This window comes from Pseudoalteromonas sp., assembly GCF_036960685.1.
Taxonomy (GTDB): Bacteria; Pseudomonadota; Gammaproteobacteria; order Enterobacterales; family Alteromonadaceae; genus Pseudoalteromonas.
Genome location: NZ_JBALXK010000005.1, coordinates 112,286 through 135,106, shown reverse-complemented (window position 1 = coordinate 135,106; position 22,821 = coordinate 112,286). Strand labels below are relative to the sequence as shown.

At 41.3% G+C, this 22,821-nt stretch carries 24 protein-coding genes; 15 read left to right on the top strand and 9 right to left on the bottom strand.

What is annotated here, in order from left to right:
* Positions 1-6 precede the first annotated feature (6 nt).
* The 5 genes from V7783_RS06810 to V7783_RS06790 are packed head-to-tail and all read left to right on the top strand — an operon-like array spanning position 7 to position 3,164.
* Positions 7-714, top strand: a complete 708-nt coding sequence (locus tag V7783_RS06810) for an HAD-IA family hydrolase (protein WP_335678082.1) — start codon at positions 7-9, stop codon at positions 712-714.
* Positions 715-726: 12 nt separating this feature from the next.
* Positions 727-1,845 carry a TIGR02281 family clan AA aspartic protease gene (locus V7783_RS06805; protein ID WP_192540835.1) on the top strand — a complete coding sequence of 373 codons (1,119 nt, stop codon included), beginning with the start codon at positions 727-729 and terminating at the stop codon, positions 1,843-1,845.
* An 18-nt stretch (positions 1,846-1,863) separates the two neighbouring features.
* Entirely contained in the window at positions 1,864-2,244 is a 381-nt protein-coding gene (locus V7783_RS06800) for a HopJ type III effector protein (protein ID WP_064666835.1), read from the top strand.
* A 51-nt stretch (positions 2,245-2,295) separates the two neighbouring features.
* Positions 2,296-2,559: a hypothetical protein gene (locus V7783_RS06795; protein WP_064666834.1), complete on the top strand. Its 264-nt coding sequence runs from the start codon at positions 2,296-2,298 to the stop codon at positions 2,557-2,559.
* The gene (locus V7783_RS06790) at positions 2,547-3,164 is read left to right on the top strand and encodes a zeta toxin family protein (RefSeq protein ID WP_335678081.1); all 618 of its coding nucleotides are present in this window, start codon (positions 2,547-2,549) and stop codon (positions 3,162-3,164) included. The genes V7783_RS06795 and V7783_RS06790 overlap by 13 nt, the downstream gene beginning before the upstream one ends.
* A gap of 8 nt (positions 3,165-3,172) precedes the next feature.
* Here the strand turns inward: V7783_RS06790 and V7783_RS06785 are convergent, their stop codons facing one another.
* Positions 3,173-3,580: a GNAT family N-acetyltransferase gene (locus tag V7783_RS06785; protein ID WP_192540832.1), complete on the bottom strand. Its 408-nt coding sequence runs from the start codon at positions 3,578-3,580 to the stop codon at positions 3,173-3,175.
* A 25-nt stretch (positions 3,581-3,605) separates the two neighbouring features.
* Complete coding sequence (locus V7783_RS06780; RefSeq protein WP_283709651.1) at positions 3,606-3,911, bottom strand: DUF6482 family protein; 306 nt, start codon at positions 3,909-3,911, stop codon at positions 3,606-3,608.
* 85 nt (positions 3,912-3,996) lie between these two features.
* Between V7783_RS06780 and V7783_RS06775 the strand changes: the two genes are divergently transcribed.
* The 3 genes from V7783_RS06775 (at position 3,997) to V7783_RS06765 (ending at position 6,365) form a co-directional block, all read left to right on the top strand.
* Positions 3,997-4,689 (top strand): pseudouridine synthase, encoded by a 693-nt coding sequence (locus V7783_RS06775; protein ID WP_192540830.1) that lies wholly within the window; start codon positions 3,997-3,999, stop codon positions 4,687-4,689.
* 80 nt (positions 4,690-4,769) lie between these two features.
* Complete coding sequence (locus tag V7783_RS06770) at positions 4,770-5,144, top strand: BlaI/MecI/CopY family transcriptional regulator (RefSeq protein WP_064666829.1); 375 nt, start codon at positions 4,770-4,772, stop codon at positions 5,142-5,144.
* Between the two features lie 9 nt (positions 5,145-5,153).
* Entirely contained in the window at positions 5,154-6,365 is a 1,212-nt protein-coding gene (locus V7783_RS06765; protein ID WP_335678080.1) for a M56 family metallopeptidase, read from the top strand.
* A gap of 87 nt (positions 6,366-6,452) precedes the next feature.
* Here V7783_RS06765 and V7783_RS06760 read toward each other — a convergent pair whose 3' ends face one another.
* Positions 6,453-6,836, bottom strand: a complete 384-nt coding sequence (locus V7783_RS06760; protein WP_335678079.1) for an MAPEG family protein — start codon at positions 6,834-6,836, stop codon at positions 6,453-6,455.
* A gap of 253 nt (positions 6,837-7,089) precedes the next feature.
* Between V7783_RS06760 and V7783_RS06755 the strand changes: the two genes are divergently transcribed.
* Positions 7,090-7,971, top strand: a complete 882-nt coding sequence (locus V7783_RS06755) for a DMT family transporter (protein ID WP_335678078.1) — start codon at positions 7,090-7,092, stop codon at positions 7,969-7,971.
* A gap of 48 nt (positions 7,972-8,019) precedes the next feature.
* Here the strand turns inward: V7783_RS06755 and V7783_RS06750 are convergent, their stop codons facing one another.
* The 3 genes from V7783_RS06750 to V7783_RS06740 form a co-directional block, all read right to left on the bottom strand.
* Positions 8,020-8,337 carry a DMT family transporter gene (locus tag V7783_RS06750; RefSeq protein ID WP_335678077.1) on the bottom strand — a complete coding sequence of 106 codons (318 nt, stop codon included), beginning with the start codon at positions 8,335-8,337 and terminating at the stop codon, positions 8,020-8,022.
* Positions 8,337-9,869 carry a carbon-nitrogen hydrolase family protein gene (locus V7783_RS06745; protein ID WP_335678076.1) on the bottom strand — a complete coding sequence of 511 codons (1,533 nt, stop codon included), beginning with the start codon at positions 9,867-9,869 and terminating at the stop codon, positions 8,337-8,339. Before V7783_RS06745 ends, V7783_RS06750 begins: the two co-directional genes overlap by 1 nt.
* A gap of 258 nt (positions 9,870-10,127) precedes the next feature.
* Positions 10,128-12,419 carry a penicillin acylase family protein gene (locus V7783_RS06740; protein WP_335678075.1) on the bottom strand — a complete coding sequence of 764 codons (2,292 nt, stop codon included), beginning with the start codon at positions 12,417-12,419 and terminating at the stop codon, positions 10,128-10,130.
* A gap of 259 nt (positions 12,420-12,678) precedes the next feature.
* On the opposite strand from V7783_RS06740, the gene V7783_RS06735 reads away from it, so the two are divergent.
* The 6 genes from V7783_RS06735 (at position 12,679) to folX (ending at position 19,460) form a co-directional block, all read left to right on the top strand.
* The gene (locus V7783_RS06735; RefSeq protein ID WP_335678074.1) at positions 12,679-16,038 is read left to right on the top strand and encodes an ATP-binding protein; all 3,360 of its coding nucleotides are present in this window, start codon (positions 12,679-12,681) and stop codon (positions 16,036-16,038) included.
* Between the two features lie 37 nt (positions 16,039-16,075).
* A complete protein-coding gene (locus V7783_RS06730; protein ID WP_335678073.1) occupies positions 16,076-16,705 on the top strand; it encodes a YceH family protein in 630 nt (209 codons plus the stop codon).
* A 53-nt stretch (positions 16,706-16,758) separates the two neighbouring features.
* Positions 16,759-17,589, top strand: a complete 831-nt coding sequence (nadE, locus tag V7783_RS06725) for an ammonia-dependent NAD(+) synthetase (protein WP_335678072.1) — start codon at positions 16,759-16,761, stop codon at positions 17,587-17,589.
* Between the two features lie 210 nt (positions 17,590-17,799).
* Positions 17,800-18,519, top strand: a complete 720-nt coding sequence (gene folM, locus V7783_RS06720) for a dihydromonapterin reductase (RefSeq protein ID WP_335678071.1) — start codon at positions 17,800-17,802, stop codon at positions 18,517-18,519.
* Between the two features lie 22 nt (positions 18,520-18,541).
* A complete protein-coding gene (gene folE, locus V7783_RS06715) occupies positions 18,542-19,096 on the top strand; it encodes a GTP cyclohydrolase I FolE (protein WP_335678070.1) in 555 nt (184 codons plus the stop codon).
* A 4-nt stretch (positions 19,097-19,100) separates the two neighbouring features.
* Positions 19,101-19,460: a dihydroneopterin triphosphate 2'-epimerase gene (gene folX / locus V7783_RS06710; protein ID WP_335678069.1), complete on the top strand. Its 360-nt coding sequence runs from the start codon at positions 19,101-19,103 to the stop codon at positions 19,458-19,460.
* On the opposite strand, the gene V7783_RS06705 is transcribed toward folX, so the two are convergent.
* The 3 genes from V7783_RS06705 to V7783_RS06695 all read right to left on the bottom strand — a co-directional run bounded on the left by V7783_RS06705 (position 19,457) and on the right by V7783_RS06695 (position 22,789).
* Positions 19,457-19,891, bottom strand: a complete 435-nt coding sequence (locus V7783_RS06705; protein WP_335678068.1) for a YqaA family protein — start codon at positions 19,889-19,891, stop codon at positions 19,457-19,459. The two genes, folX and V7783_RS06705, sit on opposite strands and share 4 nt — an antisense overlap.
* 65 nt (positions 19,892-19,956) lie before the next feature.
* On the bottom strand, positions 19,957-20,328 hold the full coding sequence (locus V7783_RS06700) for a DUF4870 domain-containing protein (protein ID WP_335678067.1): 372 nt from the start codon (positions 20,326-20,328) through the stop codon (positions 19,957-19,959).
* A gap of 268 nt (positions 20,329-20,596) precedes the next feature.
* Complete coding sequence (locus tag V7783_RS06695) at positions 20,597-22,789, bottom strand: S9 family peptidase (protein WP_335678066.1); 2,193 nt, start codon at positions 22,787-22,789, stop codon at positions 20,597-20,599.
* Positions 22,790-22,821 lie beyond the last annotated feature (32 nt).

Sequence of the window (22,821 nt, the reverse complement as noted above, 5' to 3'; positions counted from 1 at the left end):
GCTGATATGATCCGCTTTAACCGTGCCATTACCCCTTTTTCTGTACTCAGTTTTGATTTAGATGACACTTTATATAACAACCATCCAATCATCAAAGCGGCTGTACAAGCGCAATTTGACTACCTAAACACACTCCCCAACTGGCAGGCACAAGGCAAAGACTATTGGCAGCAATGCCGAGAACAAGCTGCAATTGATGACCCTGTGCTTGTCGATAACGTCACACAATGGCGGAAAAGCACCCTTCGCGTCGCACTTGCCAAGTTAGGCTATCAAGGCGCTGAGCTTGAACAACATGCCAATAATGCGTACCAAGCATTTGCCGATGCACGCAGCCAGATCACAGTCGGTAATGACGTTCTCGAATTACTTGCACAACTAAGTAAGCATTACCGTTTAATTGCTATAACCAATGGTAATGTTGAAATAGAACGGTTTAACTTAAATGGTGTGTTTGAGCTGGTGCTACAAGCAGGCATTCATGGCAAAGCAAAACCCCACGCGACCATGTTTGAGCAAGCATGCAGCCATTTAAACGTAAAGCCACAGCATATTTTACATATTGGTGATAGTCTAGATACTGACGTACACGGCGCGCACAACGCTGGCTGCCAATCTTTGTGGTTAAATAATCAAGCTGCAAACTATGCTTATAAGGGGCTAGCCGACGTTGAAATTAAAGATATTCAAGCACTAAAGTATTTTTTAAAGTAGCTGAGGTTTAACATGAAAAGGACATTCTCCACAGGCATACTCGTTATAGTGCTTACGGTATCTATTGTACTAAATGGCTATTTATTATGGCCAACAGAATTAGTAAAGCCCAATATAGAAGTTGCTTCACAGCCTCAATTAAAGCAACCGCTGGCTAATTTACATAGCCCTCACTACCAACAAGCGATACAGTATTTTAACCAACAACAATTTAGTGCCGCCGTTGCTAGTTATCAACAACTGCAAGCTGCACAGCCACTACAAGCTGAGCAGCTGTATTTTCAATGGCTAAATAGCGTTGAAGATTGGCTTAACGATAATCAACTAACAACCGCTGAGCGTTTTTTGCATGCGTTTTTAACCAGCCATCCATACAACGTCAACATGTTACAACTTGATGCCGAGCGCTTAGTAAAAAACCAGCAGCCCAACCAAGCGATAGTGGCATTGTTAGCAATTAAACCCCTTGCCAATGAAAGCCAGCTAGTCGCCATCAATATGCGCTTAACGCAACTCACTATTGCGCAACTAAAAGCGCTGCATGAACGCCGAGCATGGCAAACTATTACTGAGCAAACTCTGGCATGGCTTGATTATGATAATGAAAATCCACGTTTTCTATTCGCCCTTGCGCATGCTTATTATCAGCTCAATGATCTGGCCAGTGCGCAGTCAAGCTTAGACCGTTTACCCATAGAGCATCCCCTGCAAAGCCAAACAGCAGCACTACAGACACAAATTAACAATGCCATTAACGGCCTTGATAAAATTCCCTTAGAAAAACGAGGGGCACATTATCTTATTGATATTACTATTAATAACGATGTAAATACGCAACTGATGATAGATACTGGCGCAAGCTTTACGGTGCTACCAAAGCAACTGCTAGAATCTCTGTACCCACAACCAAAATATATCAACAATATGAGCGTAAATACGGCAAATGGCCAAGTAAACGCAGAGCACTACCGAGTTGATACTATTAAAATTGGCCAACAAATTTTGCACGACTTTGACATTTTGGTGATCAACAATCATAGTGGCTATGGCCTATTAGGAATGAACTTTTTACAACACTTTAAATTTAATATTAATCAGCTCGACAATCAGCTTGAACTAGAAAAACAATAACCTATATTAAGGACAACCATGACACTCAACGATTTTTTAAGCCGCTTAGCTGAACAACCACAACAGCTTGAATTTAGTGACAGTATGGCAGTGATCGAAGCGAATTATAGCTTTACACCGAGCGCTTTTAATAACCACGGTTTAAAAAGTGCTGCTGGTGAAAATAATGGTTCGTGCAAAATCTTTGCGTTTGCAAAGCTCAATCAACTGAGTAAACAAAATACCTTAGATTGCTTTGGCGCATTTTACCGCGAGGATGTATTAGGTAACCCTGACGGCCACGATCATATGAACATTCGTACTTTTATGTTGGCACCAGAAGCGACGCCATTCTTAGGGCTGACTTTTGAGCAAGAAAACGTACTTATTACATCTATTGGCAGCGAAACCGAAAAATAGCGTATATAATTCAAAATGTGAATTTTAAATAACATCAATGAAGGGGTTTATATGACAGACACCACCAATGCAATAAAGCGTATATCACAAGTATCACGTAAAGACCCTCTTATAGATTTAAAAACTCTCAGTGCTATTGCGAAGTCAGCGACAGTGCACGCAAGATTGAGGGCCAAAATGAATCAAGCGACGATTACTATTTCAAAAAATGGGTACATAGTTAAAGTCTCACCTGATGGTCAAGAGACCAAGGTAAAGTCCCTAACAGCTATCAATAACTTCCCTTCTTTAGCTGATGATTTATGCCAAGGCTAAAACTAATTGCAGGACCTAATGGCTCAGGAAAAACGACACTCACGGATGAGTTAAGACAAAAATACGATGTACCTTTAGGTCAATACACCAACCCCGATGAAATTGAGAAGTCACTGTTAATTGATGACCCAATTAAAAGGTCACAACAAGCTCAATTAATATCAAAAGATTTACGACAAAGCTGGTTAGAAAAGAAAATCTCGCACAGCTATGAATCTGTCATGAGCCACCACAGCCATCTTGATTATATAGCCCAAGCAAACGAGTTGGGATTTCAGAGTTATCTTTACTACGTATGCATAAATGATCCTGAAATTAATTTAGGCCGTGTTGATGAACGCGTTATATCAGGAGGCCACCCTGTCCCTCCCGACAAAATTCTAAGCCGCTATCAACGCAGTCTAGAGCAGTTATATGATATGACTAAGCTTTGTCATAGGGCTTATTTTTTCGATAACTCTAACCAGCTTACCCCTTTCGCTGAAGTAACCCCCAACGGTTTTTTAGATATTAAAGAACAAGCTTATAACAAACTACAACCAGTGTGGTTTCGTAGCCATGTACTACTAAAATGGAAAAAAGATAAAATCCGTATTATTCGCTAATTTCATGCCTAAAGTCGCTTTTCCATAAAGTAGCGAGAGCCTGAAAGCGGGTAATTATCTAATTGGTATTTGACTGTATAGCCGTTTTTTTCATAAAACGGTTTTGCTTGAAAATCTAAGGTGTCTAACTGGGCCCACTTAGCGCCAAGCTGTTGCGCATGTTCTTCAATTGTGTGCAATAGCTGAGTTGCTAAGCCATGACCCCGTGCGATATCAGCGCACCACAACCAACTTATCATTAACCAATTGCCAAATACTTGGCCTGTTATCCCTGCCATTACCTGTTGATTTTCGTCAACTAACTTAAATCCTAAAGGAATTCTTTGCGTATCAAAATGTGTTTGATTAAAGGCAACAACCCGGCCTTTCAGTTGTATTAAAAATTCCTCACTGGCATCATCAATCAGTGTGTACATAAGCACCTAGTCATTAATCAAAACCTTAGTATAAATTATTTTTCCCATAAGGGACTTCTAACATATTACTGGTTATTTTCTCGCTCTGGCCACACATTTCGTCATAGGCACTAGTATGTCGCAGTAGCATTTGCATATAACTGAGGTGCTCAAAGCGTTTTTGAATATGCAGTGGGCTTAACCCGCGAATAAAATCGCCCTTGTCGTCCGTAACATAGTATTCAACGTTATTAATCATCACAGAAACTTGATACAGCGCCATTTCCAGTGAATGTACAATGACTTTTTGCAAAGGCTGGTGATTTTTAAGTTCTGATAATTTAATCGCCATCGGGTAACCCTTTTAACAGTAGATTAAGTTATCTGTACGCAGTTTTGATATACTTTGATCAATTTAAATCGTAGTGAATTAATTAATGAGCGAGAAAACCCGCCTAGCTAAATACCTTGCCCATGCAGGCGTCTGCTCTCGTAAACAAGCCTCACGTTTAATTGATGACGCGCTAGTAAGCGTAAATTCTCGCCCTGCAAACCATATTGATCACGTTGATGATAGCGACGATATTCGTGTCAATGGCAAGCGCATTCAAGGTAAAGCCGCACTGGTTTATTATGCCTACCACAAACCTGTGGGGATCGATTGCAAGCTTAATCAACATGATCCAAGCAGCTTAATTCATCATCTACCAACAGCGACCCGAGTTTATCCAATTGGCAGACTAGATAAAGATTCTCGAGGCCTGCTAATACTGACTAACGATGGGGAGTTTTGTAACCAGCTGATCCACCCTGACTTTCACCAACCAAAACGCTATTTGGTCACCGTTGATAAACCTTTGGATGACGACTTTTGTCAAAAAATGGCCCAAGGTGTTCCTGTAAATAAACAAATCACCTTACCTTGTACGGTGGAAAAAATAGCTCAATGCCAGTTCAGTATTATTTTAAAGCAAGGCCTTAATCGCCAAATCCGGAAAATGGCGCATTACTGCGGCTATAAAGTTATAGACCTCTATCGAGAGCAAATTAGCGATCTTAATTTAGCAACACTCGATTTAGCCGAAAACAATCACCTTAAAATCAATAAATTCGATATTTTAAAAAATTAATTAATTTTTGCACAAATTAGTTGCAAAAAATGATTACAGGTGTAATCTTAATTTAAAGATTACATTTGTAGGCTATATTGATGATTGAATTATCCAAAGCAGAGTTTGAAGTACTTGATGCACTTTGGCTTAGCTACCCAGCTACAGCAAGCCAGATCATTGAACGTTTAAGCGATGAAAAGCAGTGGCACGAAAAAACCATTAAAACCTTACTCGGTCGTCTTGTTAAAAAAGGCGCTCTGAGCTTTGAAAAAGATGGCCGCCAATATATTTATACCCCCTGTATGGAACGTGCTGAATACACCCTCAAAGAAAGCCAAAACTTTATTGAACGATTTTTTAGTGGCCGCATTGCACCTTTAGTAAGTGGTTTTGCGAAATCAGAGCAACTTTCTCAACAAGACATCAACGAGCTTAAAAAAGTCATTGATGACTGGGAAAAGCAGCAAAAGTAAGGATTCAAGATGCTAGAAATAACTTTTAACTGGCTTATTGAGCAACAGTGCCTGCTCAGCATCCTAATAATTAGCCTGCTTCTTTTAGAGCGCTATGCATTAAAATGGCTCAGTGCAAACTTTGTCTATAAGCTGTGGCTGTTAATTCCCGTTACGCTGCTACTCGCTAATTTACCAGCGCACTTAAAACCACTCCAAAATGCCGCAATAAGCACTATGCTGATCACCCCAAATCAAGCCTTGCTGCCTGATTTCAGTATTAATTGGGCGCTGCTATATGGCCTTGTATTGTGTTTATTAGCTTTTATCGCCATGTTGTCACATCAACGCTTTATCAAACAACTGCGTTTGACTGCTCTTAACGATGAGCTATTTGCTAAGGATAATCCAGATATTCAGTTACTACAAAGTGATGCTATCAGTACACCGATGGTGATTGGTTTATTACGTACTCAGTTAGTGCTGCCAACGGGCTATCTGCAGAAAACCGATAGCGCTTCGTTAAAACTCATCATTGAACATGAACAAGTACATATAAAGCGCGCCGATAACTTACTCAATATGTTGTTACTTATGACTACGTTGGTATTTTGGTTCAACCCACTGGCATGGCTCGGCTATCTGAGTTTCAGACGTTTACAAGAGTTGTCATGTGATGAAAAAGTACTCTTGAATAAAACCACTCAACAACGGATTTTATACAGCAAAGCCCTCATTAATTGCGCCGCTAATACCCGCGCAGGCTTGATGGCTTATTCACACTATGGAGATAAAAACACTATGTTACAACGACTCAATCAAATCAAACATAACGGCAACAGCTCAACAATTGCCAAAGGGGCACTGCTTATTTTTGCCGCAGGCATGTTAAGCAGCGTGGCTATTGCTAAACAACCAGAAGCAAAAACCGCGAAGCAATCAATTTCACCGACTATGCGAATTGAGCCTTTATACCCAATACAAGCAGCAGAGCAAGGTATAAGTGGTTCAGTGGTTTTAAAGTACGATATTAATCCAGCAGGCAATACGGCCAATATCTCAGTAGTTAATGCCAAGCCTGAGGGAGTATTCAATAGGGAAGCGAAAAAAGCGTTAAAGCAGTGGCAATATAAGCCTTCGGATTCTGGCTTTAAAGATGTGCTGGTGCAGCTAGACTTTGCCATAGATAAGCATTACACATCAGAAGATCTGATCGAAAAAATAACCGTTGCGGCTAAATAGACTGTTGTGCCTAAATAGGTAGTAAAACGCAAAGACCCTAAAGCAAGCGCCTTGTTTAAGCCGCTTGCTTTGGCGTTTTAGCTGTTTTTAAATACACACAACGATCATAGCGACTGCAGCACCTAAACCAATAAACCAAAGCAACGAGCGCAGTATATCTAAATTTAAATAATAAAAAACACAGTATAAAACACGAGCCACAATATGAGTAATAGCCAACAACTCAGTGACTTGATGAACGTTGTTAGTACCTAAAACAACCGCTAACGCTACGGCAAATACTGCCAGTGCTTCAAAACAGTTTTGATGCGCTGCCAAAGCTCTTGCACCAAAGCCAGTAAGCTTAGACTGCTGATCACGTGGATGTTTGTTGTCATAGCCGTCGAGTTTATTCATCGCCAATGCTACTGGCGCTTTAGCTAGATAGGGCATTAGTACCGCTAATAGTGCGCAAATTAGTAAGGTTGTCATTGTAATTCCTATCCTAAATTTAGGTCTTGTTAGTTTTAATTGAAGTAATAGAAACTAACATAAAAAAGCCGCCGTTGCTTACTAAACAATGGCGGCTAACAATAACATCACTGTAACTATAGCTCAGTAGCAGCGTTTTGGAACTGTGACATATTGTCGCAGCTGAATTATTTTCATTTTAGCTATTCTTAGTTCGCTTTAAAGCCCTTGCACTGGTAACGTATCCGCCTCTCTTACTTGCTGTTTTTTCATTATGACTTGGATCTTTTTAACTATTTTAGCCGCTTTTATGCAGTCATGGCGCAACGCTTTACAAAGTAAGCTTAGTGCACACGTAAGCGTTGCAGGGGTTACTTTAGCGCGCTTTATACTGGCAAGCCCGCTTGCATTGGCTTATTTAATCGCCTTATATAGCTACCAAGATGCGCCATTGCCCTCTTTCAATCTTCGTTTTATAGGTTACATTGTCGGCGCAAGTATAGTGCAAATTATTGCCACAGGGCTGATGGTGCAATTATTTAAAATGAATAACTTTGCAGTGGGTGCGGGTCTTGCAAAAAGTGAAGCCCTCGTTGCCGCTATTTTGGGGGTGTTATTTTTTGGCGCGACTCTATCTTTACTCGGCTGGCTTGGCGTGTTTATTGGATCAATTGCAGTATTGCTATTAAGTGGCATTACTAATATTAAGCACTTTAGCCTCAAAACCGCCTTGTTAGGTTTAGCTTGCGGCACTGCATTCGCGCTTTCTTCATCATGGATCAGAGAAGCAAGCTTGAGCTCAGGACTTGCGTTTCCTTATTCTGCCGCCTGGGTTTTGCTGCTTATTATTAGCCTACAAACTATCATGCTTTGTGGCTATATTGCTGTACGGGAACGCCCTACATTTCGCGCAATGTGGGCTCATAAAAAAACCACCAGCGCCGTTAGTTTCTTTAGTTGCATTGGCTCGATTGGCTGGTTTAGTGCGATGAGTTTACAGCATGTCGCCTATGTTAAAACCTTAGGGCAGGTGGAAGTGTTTTTTACTATTTTGATCTCCTTGCTATGGCTCAAGCAACCATTAAAACGCCAAGACAGTGCAGGGCTGTTATTAATTGCCATTGCAGCGGTGTTAGTGATGTTACCTTCAGCGTAAAAAAAGCGGCCCACCATGGGGCCGCTTTATAATTTTTAAATTACGCAGTTAGTGACTGATTTTTAAAGTGATCACACCACTTATAATCATTAATACACCGGCAATACGGCCAAATGTCGCCGCATCGTTATAAAATAAAATACCAACAAGAAATGTTCCCGCAGCACCAATACCAGTCCATACCGCATAAGAAGTACCCATCGAAATATCACGTTGCGCTAGCCATAGCATAAAGCCACTTGCGACCATAAACGCCACGGCTATACCGATACCCAACCAGCGGTTTTCTCCATCCTGTGACATTTTTAACCCCACCGGCCAACCAATCTCCAATAAACCGGCAATAATTAAATAAATCCACGCCATTAATTTTCTCTCTTTTTCAATATTACGTCATATAAGTCTTTACGACGGTCTTTTAAATTACGCACTGTACCTTCACTGTGTAGCACTTTTAATTTGTCCATATCCAAATCACTAAATAGCAGCATTTCAGTATTAGGGGTTGCTTCGTTTAATGTTGCATCATGTGGAAACGAAAAATCAGATGGCGTTAATACGGCAGATTGCGAATATTGTACATCTAAGCTTTCAACTTCAGGTAAGTTACCTACCGAGCCGGCAATAACCACATAGCATTCATTTTCAATGGCTCGTGCTTGCGCACAGTGGCGTACACGTAAATAACTGTTTTTAGTGTCAGTCCAAAATGGTACAAACAAAATATCTAACCCTTGTTGCGCTAAAATACGCGACAGTTCAGGGAATTCCACATCGTAGCAAATTTGAATACCAACACGTCCGGCATCTGTATCAAATACCGCTATTTTATCACCGCCTTGGATCACCCAGTCATTTTGTTCGTGCGGGGTGATATGAATTTTACGTTGTTCATCAATTTTACCGCTACGGTGACATAAATAACTGACATTATAAATTTTATCGCCTTCGGCCAAGGGCATTGAGCCGGTAATAATATTTGCGTTATATTCAATCGCCATGCGCGACATCGCATCACGGAAAGTCTCTGTGTATTCTGCTAAATAACGAATAGCCTCGGTTTGATTTCTTTGCTCTGTCAGCCCCATCAGTGGCGCATTAAAAAATTCAGGGAAGAGAATAAAATCACTTTTGTAATCAGACACCGTATCTACAAAGTATTCAACCTGAGTGAGCATTTCTTCAACTGACTCGACACTACGCATTTGCCACTGCACAGCCCCCACCCGTACTATCGACTTTGTTGATTCAAGTACGGTATCAGTCGGTTCAAACATAATGTTATTCCACTCCAGTAACGTGGCATAACCAACTGAATTTTGATCTTCAGGTAAGTATTTTTTAAGTAAACGCTTCACCTGAAAATCATTCGATAATTGAAAACTTAAAATCGGATCATACAGCTCTTTATGATCAACTTTAGCAATATATTCTGTTGGGCTCATATCATTGCTGTGATTGTAATAACGCGGAATACGACCACCAGCCAAAATAGCCCGCAGGTTATACTGACGACACAACTCTTTACGCGCATCATAAAGCCTGCGCCCTAGACGCATACCACGATGTGTAGACGAAATAACCACATCTAAGCCATATAAGGCATCACCATCTGGGTCACTAAATACCCGATCATGACCATCCACAATATCCTCATAGGTGTGTGGATTTGAAAAACGCGTGTAATCCACTTGCACACTCAAGGCAATGCCCACAAGCACACCATCGTCAACCATCCCCAACTGTCCTTCAGGGAACTGGTCAATCAATCGGAAAATGGTATGGCTAGGCCACGCCCCACCTAAATCTGGATAAGCTTGATCCATTAAGGTCTTTATTTGTGGATACTGCTCTTTTGTTAAATTACATATCTCAAGATGGGTTTTTTCTGCCGACATACACAACTCCTTTAGGCGTAGGACATTTATTCGATTAACCAACAGGCACAATACCTAATTAGCTCTGAACGCTTGCTTAGCACAGGTTATTTAGTTTTTAAGATAGCACCAACAACAGGGTTGAAGTAAGTGGAATAGACATTAATTTTTCACTAACGTAGTTTCGTTTTACTCAATGAATATTTATTGCACAACTTAAAGACCACTCAAGACTGCCTTAAAAGATAAGCCAGCCCTGAGCGAGGTTTCATAAATAAGCTAAAGTGGAGCTAATGGCACTATCGTAATTTCATGAATTAATGTTTGCGGCAGTAATGGCGTTGCTTTGGCCGCTATGTAATCATCAAATCCTGCGCGATAAAAAGGTGACAGGGGATGTCCTGATTGCCCCCCTGGAATAGCCATTATGGCGTTTTCTAGATATCCCGGCTGGGCAATAAAACGCTGCGATGCCCCAAAACTGCGCCCCTGTACCGCGGGCATATAGCTATCACCAAAACCTGCGGCAGTCGGCATATTCAAGAATTTACTTAATTGCGGAATTTGCTGGGCAAATGGGTGTTCAATCACCAATTCATTGACTTTTCCCCACTGCCAAGCATGTAAGTTACTACCAAACTCTGCAGTTAACTTGCTTATAACTTGGCTAAATGAGTCACTTAGCTGCGCATCCCAGTCGGTAAATTGTGGGTTTAGCCAGCTACTTGGTTGCTGCTCAATCAGCTGCCATATTGCCGGTTCTAAATCTCGTTTTACATACTTTAATGAGCCATCATGAGTATGCAATGTTGCCTGCATAGCTGAAAACACACTATTGATCACTTCATCACGATAACGCCTAACCAGTGTATAGCCTACAGAGGTTGCACAAGCACACGCTTGCCAGTTTTCGAGCTCCGTTATGTATTGCTGATTCGCAGTACTATTTTTATGCAGCTGTTTCAGTAATAGGCTATGCCACGGCTGTAAGAAACGCGCCTGATTATCATGCTGTAACTGGTTAAAATCAGCTTCATTAAACTGTTTTTTTTCATACAATCGGTCACGAATCTGGCTCGAGCGAGCCCCTAACGCATAACCACCATTACCAAAACGCAGATCATCCTCAGCCGACACAACCCGGGAGTTTCCTGTCCATAAACGACCATCAATAGGGTTTTTAAGCGCAGGTCTTTGTTGTTCATTTTGCTGCCAATTCGTTGAGTAATCACTGGCAGGCACCGCCAACTCACTCGGTTGAATTCGTCCGGGGATCGCCCCCATATTTTTCCAAGCAGCATTGCCTTGGCTGTCTACCACCATTAAGTTTTGTACCGGGATACCTACATCAGCGGCAAGACTCAGTGCATCATCTACTGTGGTTGCGTGTTCTAATTTCAATAAGTCCATATCAACAGCGTAAGGCTGATGCCCTACCCAACTAAGCGCGTAAGGCTGACCATTAATTTCTCTTACGGGCCCGAATTCACTCTGTGTGAGTTGGTATTGTTCAAATGACCCATCGGGTAACGTTATATGTTCTACTTCTTGCCACGTTTTATCATTTTCAGTTAATGCGATCCAATCAGCGGTATCCAAGTAACCATTGGTAAATCCCCAGGCAATTTTATTGTTAGTCCCTACCACAATGGCGGGTGCGCCAGGCAAAGAAACACCGGTGACTTGGCTTGGTTTGCCAGACGTCAGATAGTTTAGTTGCGCACGATACCAAATAACCGGCACCGCCATAGACAAGTGCATATCATCCGACAGCATTCCTGCACCGGTGGTCGTTAACTGCCCGGTCACTGCCCAGTTATTACTTCCACGCTCTTGGTTTGCATCGATATTCAATATCGCTTGCAAGGTTTGTTTAGGAAACTCAGGAATACCTAATGTATAAGGGGGAAGAGTGCTGCCATCTAACGCGGCTTGATATTGGCTGGGTTGCGTTAAAAAGCTGACCATTTCAGCACCGTAGATATCAGCAATTTGGATCAATGCTTGATCTCGTTCAAAAGTCGCTGTTTGCAAGTCTAAATACATACTGTAAATTACCAACAAACTGTCTTCACTACGCCAAGGTTTTTGCTGCGCACCCGTTAATAAGTATTCAAAACTAGTAAAGCCGACCTGAGCTAAACCTTCATTAACACCTGCGGTGTAACTTTTTAATAATGCTTGATCAGCCTGAGATAATTGCTCAACAATGGCCGCACTGCGTTTTCTTAATTGATGAAAGCGCATTTTCTTATCTAACCCGATTGCTGCTTTACCAAATAATTCACTCAGTTCCCCTGCCGCATTGCGACGCAATAAATCCATTTGAAAGAACCGATCTTGACCATGCGCAAAACCTAAACCATAAGCCGCATCAATACGGTTGTCAGCTGAAATTACAGCTTGGCCAAGTTGATCCCGAGAGATTTTCACCGCCTGACTTATATTATGGCTTCGCCCCTTACCATCCAACGCCGGTAAACTGATTGCCAGCACGCCATAAATAACAGCCGTTGCAGCTAACCCTAAAATAACGATTGCTAACACCAACCATTTGATTATTTTAAACATGAACCAGTCCTTTCACTGTGAGTTAGCTCTATCATAACCATAGTTTTATGAAAAATAATGTTCTTCACTAATTTCCGCGTAAATAAATTACAGCGACCTACATCCAGCTCTTTCATACTTAAGATAAACCCATTAATTTGGCAGCTAACACGCGGGAATTTAAATAAAAAATAAACAGCGCTATTTATCCGTACTATTTTTATTTACACGATAAATTGACTATAGTTGAACAGCCGTTCCTTAAATACACAAGTCGCAAATGCCATTGTTACACAATCATGATCACAAACAGGTCTATAAATTTAAACTAACATTTTGGTGTTCGCTGGTGTTTATTTTATTAATCAGTTTAGCCGTCGATCAGATTAGTTATAACCGCGCTCAAGCATCTCATCGACTATTGATTCTTTCTGAGGTGAGCAGCTATAGAACCCAACTAGAATCAACATTAGTGTCAAATATCCAGCTAGTACGAGGTTTAGCCGTCGCAGTTGCCGCAGAGCCTAATTTAGATCAACAACGTTTTGCACAAATCGCCGCACCACTATTCGACAGCTCATCTGAATTACGTAATATCGGTGGAGCACCTGATATGGTGATCCGGATGACTTACCCGTTAGCTGGCAATGAAAAAGCGATTGGCCTAAATTTTTTAGAAAATAAAGCGCAGCGTGTCGATGCAATTCGCGCACGTGATAACAATGAAATAGTGATGGCAGGCCCTCTTACTTTAGTTCAAGGTGGTGAAGCCTTAGTTGCCCGAGTGCCTGTGTATCTTCCCCCTGATAAACATTTTTGGGGATTACTCTCTGTGGTACTCGATATTGACAAAATATACGCAAAAGCAGGGATCTACAAATTAGAAGAACACTACCACGTTGCTATCCAAGGACGTAATGGCTTAGGTCTTCAGGGGGAGTATTTTCGTGGAAACTCTGAAATTTTAAAGCGTGACCCGCTTTCGTTTAGCTTAACTTTTCAAGGCGGTGAATGGGTGATATTTGTTGCTCCAAAAACAGGATGGGCACCACCAAGCACCACCATTTGGCCATTGCGGTTAGCAATATTTACGATTTGCGGGCTGTTAGTTTTAGCATTTGTGGTTTTCTTAAAAATGCTCAACCGCCAGCTACAAAATGAAAAAATGCTAGTTACTATGAGTAGTTTAGCAAAAATTGGTGCCTGGTCATTTAACCTCGAAACACAGCAAGTATATTGGTCAGATATGACCAAAGAGATTTTTAAATACCCTTTAGATAAACAGCCAAGCTGGCCAAAAAACCTAGCTTATTTTAAAGCGGGAGCAAACCGCGACACAATAAAAGAGCTTGTTGAGCGAGCAATAAAATTCGGTGAAAGCTACGCAGTAGAGGTTGAAATAATCAATTCTCATAACCAACCCGTGTGGGTATCAGTGCATGGCGAAGCAGAAGTGCGTAATGGCCGCTGCGTGCGGATTTTTGGCTCACTGCAAGATATAAACACCCGTAAATGCATTGAATTAGAAAGCAATAAAACCGCCTTGCACAACGAAGCCCTAGCCTCTCTTACCGTTAATAGCGCAGTGTTGACGGGAAATTTAAAACAATCAAAAGATATTATCACGCAATCGGTGTGTGATGCCTTAAATGTCAAGCGCGCCAGTATTTGGCTGTTCAATGAAACGAAAGAACAATTACAGCTATTTGCCCAGCACGGTAAGCAGGCTCCTGATAATACGGTACTAAATACCTGGCAGCAAAGTGAACTGGCAGGTTTCTTTTCCGCCATCGAAAATCAAGCAGTGATCTGCATCCCCAATGCACTTAGCAACGAACTGACCACGCCGCTAACAGAGCACTATTTAGCACCTTTAGAAGTCCAATCAATGCTAAGCGCCTCTATCCCAGCAGGGAGCGGAGTAATTGGTATTGTCTGTGCTGAACATTGCCTTCATCCACGCGCATGGTCTCGTAACGAAGAAAGTTTTTTGATCGCTGTGGCGGCTTTAATTGGCAGTTTGTATTCAAGTGAACAGCGTATCGAAACAGAACAACAGCTAGTAACAGCAAAAGAAGCTGCAGAACAAGCAGTGGCTGCTAAGAGTGAATTTTTAGCAAGTATGAGTCACGAAATTCGCACTCCTATGAACGGAGTACTCGGTATGCTAAATATTGTGCAACAAACCCAGTTAGATCCACAACAAGCGCATCACATTCAATTAGCACAATCATCGGCGCAATCACTGCTTAATATTATTAACGATATTTTAGACTTTTCAAAAATCGAAGCGGGTAAATTGAACATTGAAGAGATTGCCTTTAATTTACCTAAGTTACTAGGAGAAATCGTCGAGTCATTTGCTCTTAAGGTTGAGCAACAAAATACTAAGCTGGTTTTAGACGCCACTAAAATTGATGTCAATAAAGTTATTAGCGATCCAAACAGGCTACGACAAATTATTAATAACTTGCTTGGCAATGCTGTTAAATTTACTCACGATGGAGAAATTATAGTCATTGCCGAGTTAAAAAATACCACTGATGGTACATTTTTAGAGTGTTCAATTATTGATACTGGAATTGGTATTAAAGCTGATAAGCAAGCTTCTTTATTTGATTCTTTTACCCAAGCAGATACTTCAACCACTCGCCAATATGGCGGCACCGGCTTAGGGCTGGCGATTGTTAAGCAACTGTGTAATTTAATGAATGGGGAAGTTAGCGTTACCAGTGTTTATGGGCAAGGAAGTACGTTTACTTTTTCAATTAAAGTACAACCGTTACTGAGTAAAGAGCAAGACTTACCAAGCCATTTAATCAAGAATAAGCACATTGTAATTATTGATAGCTGCCCTTTAAATAGCGCAATTGCTCATAAACAACTGCATGTATGGGGCGCACATGCTGAGATTGTTAGTCACTATCCAAGTATTACTCAATACTTAACAGCTAGCGAAGTAACTATTGATGCTATATTGCTTGATTATAGCTTTATTAAACAAGCTGATAACGCAGTAATAAAGGCAATTCAAAACTACCTAAATGAGTACCAAGTAAAACTGATCCTGATGGCACCGATGAGCTTTTCCCAAGAGCACACTAGCTTGCCTATCAATGTTGATTGCATGATATTTAAACCCCTGACTCCGTCTGATTTATTTGATTCGCTGGCTAATGATAAGTTTATTGAGCAACAACAAAATAGCCCTGCCCATAGCAACATTGCAATAAACAACATGCACCTTGCAAATCAACACAAAATTCTGCTTGTAGAAGACAACAAGGTCAATCAAGTCGTTGCCTGCGCCTTACTTAAACAAGCCGGTATTAACTTCGATATCGCTGAAAATGGCCTTGAAGCGATAGCAAAACTAAAAAACAATGTTGCCCAGCCATACAAATTACTATTAATGGACTGCCAAATGCCAGAAATGGACGGCTATCAAGCAACTCGCGCTATCCGTAATGGGGATGCGGGAGCGCATTATAAAAACGTGACGATTATTGCTTTAACTGCGAATGCGATGCAAGGTGATAGAGACAAATGCCTAGCCGCAGGCATGAGTGATTACTTAACCAAGCCGCTCGATTTTGAGGCGCTTAATCCGAAACTTCAACAATGGCTTGATAAACAATAAAAGTGTAAGCTTAGGCATAACAACAGAAGGATTTATTATGCAACTTACAGCTATTGAACAGCGCGTGATTGGCTGCTTACTTGAAAAACAAAGCACTACACCGGAGCATTACCCGCTGTCTCTCAATGCATTAACTAACGCGTGTAATCAAAAATCAAACCGAGAGCCCGTATTAACGCTCAGTGAGACGCAAGTACAAGAAGCGCTAGACGCATTGCTCGCTCAGCGCTTAGTCACACAGGATGAAGGATTGTCTGGTCGCGTAACTAAATTTGCACATCGTTTTTGCAACACCGAGTTTGGTAATTTACAGTTAACAGAGCAACAACGCGCTATTGTTTGCCTGATGTTATTACGTGGTCCGCAAACGCCTGGTGAATTAAGAACCCGCAGTAATCGACTCGCAGAGTTTAATAATGTAACTGAAGTTGAATTGGCATTAAATGCCTTGATTGACGCTGAGCATGTAGTAAAACACCCGCGCGAACCAGGCAAGCGTGAAAGTCGTTACAGCCATTTATTTGCTGATCCACAAAGTGCCACGACTGTCGCTGTAGAGCCACCTGAATTACCAGCACTCAAAGCTTCTGAGCTCAATGAGCTGCTAACAGAAATTGATGAGCTAAAAGCCGAATTACAAAAAATAAAACAACACTTAGGGCTTTAATTTAGCCTTTAGCAATAACATAATAATGACAATATTAACTATTAGGAGCCAGTATGCGTGCCGAGATCATGGCTGAAATGAAAGTTCAAGCAAAGATAGACGTTGAGCAGGAAATTACCCGACGCGTTAACTTTATCAAAAACCGCCTTGTGGCAGCACATTCTCGCTCTTTGGTGCTGGGGATCAGTGGTGGCGTAGATTCATCTACCTGTGGCCGTTTATGCCAACTCGCCGTTAATCAATTAAATACCGAGCAGCAAACAGATAAGTACCAATTCATTGCCGTACGCCTGCCCTACGGAATTCAAGCCGACGAAGCTGAAGCGCAACTAGCTGTTGATTTTATTCAACCGAGTAAACGCCTAACGGTTAATATCAAGCCAGCTGCAGACGGTATGCACGAACAAGCATTAGCGGCGGTGGTTGGCGGCGGCGAAGCGCTACCTGAACAAGCACAAATTGATTTTATTAAAGGTAATGTTAAAGCGCGCCAACGTATGGTTGCGCAATATGAAATTGCCGGTTTCTGCCAAGGGCTTGTAGTGGGTACTGATCACAGTGCCGAGAATATTACTGGTTTCTACACTAAATTTGGCGATGGCGCCTGTGACCTAGCTCCGTTATTTGGCCTATCAAAACGCCAAGTGCGCGCTCTGGCAAAACAACTCGGTGCACCTGATTTACTAGTAAATAAAACACCAACAGCCGATTTAGAATGTGATCGTCCAGGTCTTACCGATGAAGAAGCGTTAGGACTAAGCTATGAACAAATTGATGACTTTTTAGAAGGTAAAGACGTCAGTGATGAAGTCATTGAAAAGCTCATTGCTATTTATCAACGCACTCAACATAAACGCCAAGCCATCCCAACAATTTACGATTAATTGCACAATCACAAAACCGAGTGCGGGTCAGCAATAAGAAATAACCTGCACTCAGTTTTATTGGCATGATCGATCTCTTATCGTCAACCGTAATGTACAGCTCAATGATACAGTAATGACTTTGCCACGCGAATGGGTGAAACATTACTGTAATTTAGTTTATAGTTATCCATATAAGTAAATCGCGTAACATAGAGAATACAGCATTATATGACATCGCCCATTTTAATTACCGGTGCAGGCCAACGCATTGGCTTAGCCCTTGCTCAGCATTTTATTGCTGCTGGCCAAGCTATTATTGTGACCTACCGCACTCGCCATAAAACAATTGACGATTTAGCACAGCAAGGGGCTATATGTATTGCGGCAGACTTTATTGACGATAATGCTATCGCCGCGTTTATTGATAAATTAAAAAGCCATACTGGCAGCCTCAAAGCAATCATTCATAACGCCTCTAGCTGGGATTGTGAAGCCAACAACCCCGACAGCGCGGCACTCTTTGATAATATGATGCGCATTCATGCTAAGACGCCTTACTTGATCAACCTTGCCTGCAGTGAATTATTACAATGCTACTACGAGCAAGCTCATCAAGCAGCTGATATCATTCATTTAACAGATTATGTTGTCGATACTGGCAGCCCTAAGCACTTAGCCTATGCCGCCAGTAAAGCAGCGCTTGATAATCTAACTAAATCATTTGCTGCTAAGTATGCGCCCCAGATAAAAGTCAATGCAATTGCACCTTCGCTGATTATTTTTAATGAAAACGATGATGAAGCGTATCGTGCTAAAACGTTAAAAAAATCATTAATGGGCATCGAACCAGGTTGCCGTGAAATCATTAACAGTGTCGATTTGTTACTAAATAGCCATTACATCACAGGGCGCTCATTACCCGTTGATGGCGGCAGGCACTTAAAATAACTAATTTAAAACTGAGAAATTTATGCATAACGAATTAAAAAATAGTTACCAAGAGATCATTGCCGCCGTAGGCGAAGACCCACAACGTGAAGGGCTACTAGACACACCAAAACGTGCCGCCAAAGCAATGGAATATCTAACCAAAGGCTATCGTCAAACGTTAGAGGAAATTACCAACAATGCCGTATTTACCTCTGATGCTGACGATATGGTACTAGTACAAGACATTGAGCTTTACTCAATGTGTGAGCACCATTTACTGCCTTTTGTTGGCCGCTGTCATATTGCTTATATCCCTAACGGTAAAGTACTTGGTTTATCTAAATTTGCACGTATTGTCGATATGTACGCACGCCGCTTTCAAATTCAAGAACAGTTAACGCATCAAATAGCTAAAGCGGTAGAAGAAGTAACGGGTGCCAAGGGCGTCGGTGTTATTGTTGAAGCAAAACACATGTGCATGATGATGCGCGGTGTTGAAAAGCAAAATTCCAGCATGCGTACCTCTGTAATGTTAGGTAACTTTAGAGCCGATCCAAAAACCCGCAATGAGTTTTTGCAGCTTGTAAAAGGCTAAATCTATGGCCAATGCAATTATTAATGTCACTAACTTACGACTGCGCACTTTTATCGGCTTTAACCCCGATGAGCGTGAAAAAAAGCAAGATGTAGTGATCAATTTAGAAATTCATTACCCCGCAGAGCAAGCCTGTGAAACCGACCGAGTAGAGCAAGCATTGAACTATAAAGTGATCACCAAAGAAGTGATTTCGCTGGTTGAACAAGGGCACTTTTTACTGCTTGAGAAGTTGGTCGCGGAGATACTCGAAGTATGTCATCGCCACTCTAGCGTTAATTACGCCAAAGCGCGGGTCGATAAACCTCACGCCTTGCGTTTTGCAGATTCAGTGTCACTGACTCTCGATTGGGCTAAAAGTTAAAGCAATTTATCTAAACCTACGGCAAAGGCCAGCACCACTAAATAACGTGCACCTTTGCCAAGGGTAACAATCCACAAAAAAGTCCACCAGCGAACCTTAAAAATCCCCCCCACCACAGTCAAGGGATCGCCAATAATCGGCACCCAAGCTAAAAACAAGCTATACACGCCATATTTTTCAAACCTAAGCTGTGCTTTATCAATATTAGCCTGTGAGACGGGAAACCACTTGCGGTCTTTAAAACGGATCACTTGAGTACCCAACCAATAATTCACACAACTGCCCAGCACATTACCCACCGTTGCACTTAGCCACAACAACCAAAGTAAATACTCGCCTTTTGTGACCATCGCCGTCAGTACGACTTCTGATGAACTGGGTAACAAGGTTGCAGAGACAAACGCGGTAAAAAATAACGTTAAATAAGCCATCTAAACCTTTTAAAAGCGTATAAAAAACCCAGCAGAAGCTGGGTTTCATTAAAATAAAGCGTGGCTTATTTTATCAAATTTAAACTAAATGGATAGCTAAAGGATTTGCCATCATTGGTTTTAATTGCGCCAATCACCACCATAATAAACGAGAAAATCGCGACTACAGGTAACAAAATCGCACCGATCACTACAAACATTAAAATAAAACAAATAATGTACGCTATCAGCATCGTTATTTGAAAATTCAGTGATTTACGGCCATGTTCCGCCACTAATGGCATTTCTTCTTTTTTAATTAACCACACAACCAATGGACCAATAATACTACCCATTGGGATGATGAATCCCGCTAATGCACTTAAATGACATAGCATCGCCCATGTGCGTTGTTCTTTATCAACCACAACTGGTTCAAGCTGTTGATTTTCTTCCATTACCATCTCCTTGTTTTTTGTTTATAGTGACTGTTTTAGGGCATAATGTCTAGATTATAATCAGTATGAAAATAAAGAGATGTCTCGCTTAGCTTTGCTTGATGGGCATAATAAGGCCGATTGAATTGTCGTGAGGTTTTCTTGATGTGACTATTTGATACTCATTATGAATCATCAATAGTGAAGAGTATGTATTTGAACTTGCTATGTCAGCCTCAACGGCGCTGCAAACAAGCATCAACCCAACGTTAATGCTTGTTGCTAAGCATTATTTTTTAATACCGGCTAAATCTAAAATAAAGGCATAGTTTAGAGCAGTATCTGCAAGGCTTTTAAAACGCCCTGATGCACCACCGTGACCTGCTTCCATATCGATTTTGAACAGTAACTTATTATCATCCGTTTTAAACTCACGTAATTTTGCGACCCATTTTGCAGGTTCAAAATATTGTACCTGAGAGTCATGCAGCCCTGTGGTTACTAACATATTTGGATAAGCCTTCTTGCTGACTTGGTCATATGGTGAATACGATAACATATAGTCATAATACTCTTTGTCGTTTGGGTTGCCCCATTCACCATACTCATTGGTGGTCAGCGGTAAACTCGCATCAAGCATAGTTGTCACCACATCAACAAATGGCACTGCGGCAACCATGCCTTTATAAAGCTCTGGCGCTTGATTTGCCACCGCACCCATTAATAAGCCACCAGCACTACCGCCCATAGCAAATATGTTATCGGATGCGCCATACTGCTGGCTAACTAAACTTTTACTCACATCAACAAAATCATTAAAGGTATTCTTTTTATTCAATAGCTTGCCATCTTCATACCAAGGACGACCCAGCATTTGTGAGCCACGAATATGGGCTATGGCAAACACAAAACCCCGGTCGAGTAAGCTTAAGCGGCCACTTGAGAAACTAGGATCCATAGTTGCGCCGTACGAGCCGTATGCATATTGCAACAGCGGATTAGTGCCATCTTTGCTAAATTTATCTTTACGATAAACCAGGCTAACCGGTACTTTTACGCCATCACGCGCTGTAATAAATAACCGCTCTGATGCATAGTTATCCGCGTTAAATTCACCAATAACTTGTTGCTGTTTCAGTAAGGTTTTATCACCCGTATTTAAATCAATATCATAGCTACTAGCGGGTGTGGTCATGCTTGTGTAGTAAACGCGTAAGCTTTGGTTATCTAGTTCATTATTACCATAGGCATGGATCATATAACTGCTGTCGTTAAAGCTCAGTTGTTGCTCAGCAGCTGTGGTTAAATTACGCACTGTTAACCGAGATTGACCCATTTCACGTTCTTTATAAACTAAGTGATTAGCAAATAGATCAATCCCTTCAAGCTTCACCTCATCACGAGCTGGGATCACCGTCTGCCAATTTGCTTTATCGTGTGCCTTGTCTTTGTGTACTTTCATTAATTGAAAGTTCACGGCATTCAAATTAGTCACTATGTAATAAGTGTCAGCCAACTTTTCGATACTATACTCAAGGTTTTCTTCGCGTTCGATTAAGCGCTTAGGTTGTGCTTTAACATCATTCGCATCAAGTATTGATACGCCAGAGGCACTGGTACTTGCATGGAAAATATAAATTTCTTGCTGGTCTTTGCTTTTACCAATACCTGTATAGTAACTGGTATTGCTCTCTTCATAGATCAACTCATCTGCTGCTTGCGATGTACCTAAGGTATGGCGATATACTTGATAACCTAACAAGGTTTGTAAGTCTTTTTTAATGTAATAAAAGGTTTTATTATCATTAGCCCAAACGATATCACCATCCGTGCCTTCAAGTTTATCCTCAAGCAGTTTCCCTGTGCTCAAGTCTTTGACTAAAATGGTGTAAATTCTACGGCTTACCGTGTCTTCGCCATAGGCTAATAAATTACCATTAGGGCTGACTGATAACCCCGTTGCCGCATAATAATCATGCCCTTTTGCTAACTCATTAACATCAAGAATAACTTGCTGGTCACTACCTTTTGCATCGCTACTGCGCACATAAGTCGGGTACTCATTATCACCACGCGTTTGTGATGAATAATAATATTGACCACGTTTTGTTGGCACTGAGTCATCGTCTTTTTGAATCCTCCCTTTAAGCTCTTCAAACAAGCGGGCTTGCAATGATTCAGTATGCTTGAGCATTGCCTCTGTATAAGTGTTCTCTGCGTTGAGATGCGCTATAACCGCAGGATCTTGGCGTTCATCATCACGCATCCAATAATAATTATCGATACGTGTATCATCATGAATAGTCATCGCAAATGGTATTTTATTGGCTACTGGCGCTGTAATTTCCTGCATTACATTTTCTTGTGCCGCAGCTTGCTTATTTTGGGCTACGATTGTTGAATTTTGTTCTGGTGCTTTATTACAACCCGCTAAGACCGCAAGCGACAAAATCGCTAACCCAAATGAGTACCCTTTTTTCATTATTTTTCCCTAAAGTTATTATTGTTTCACAA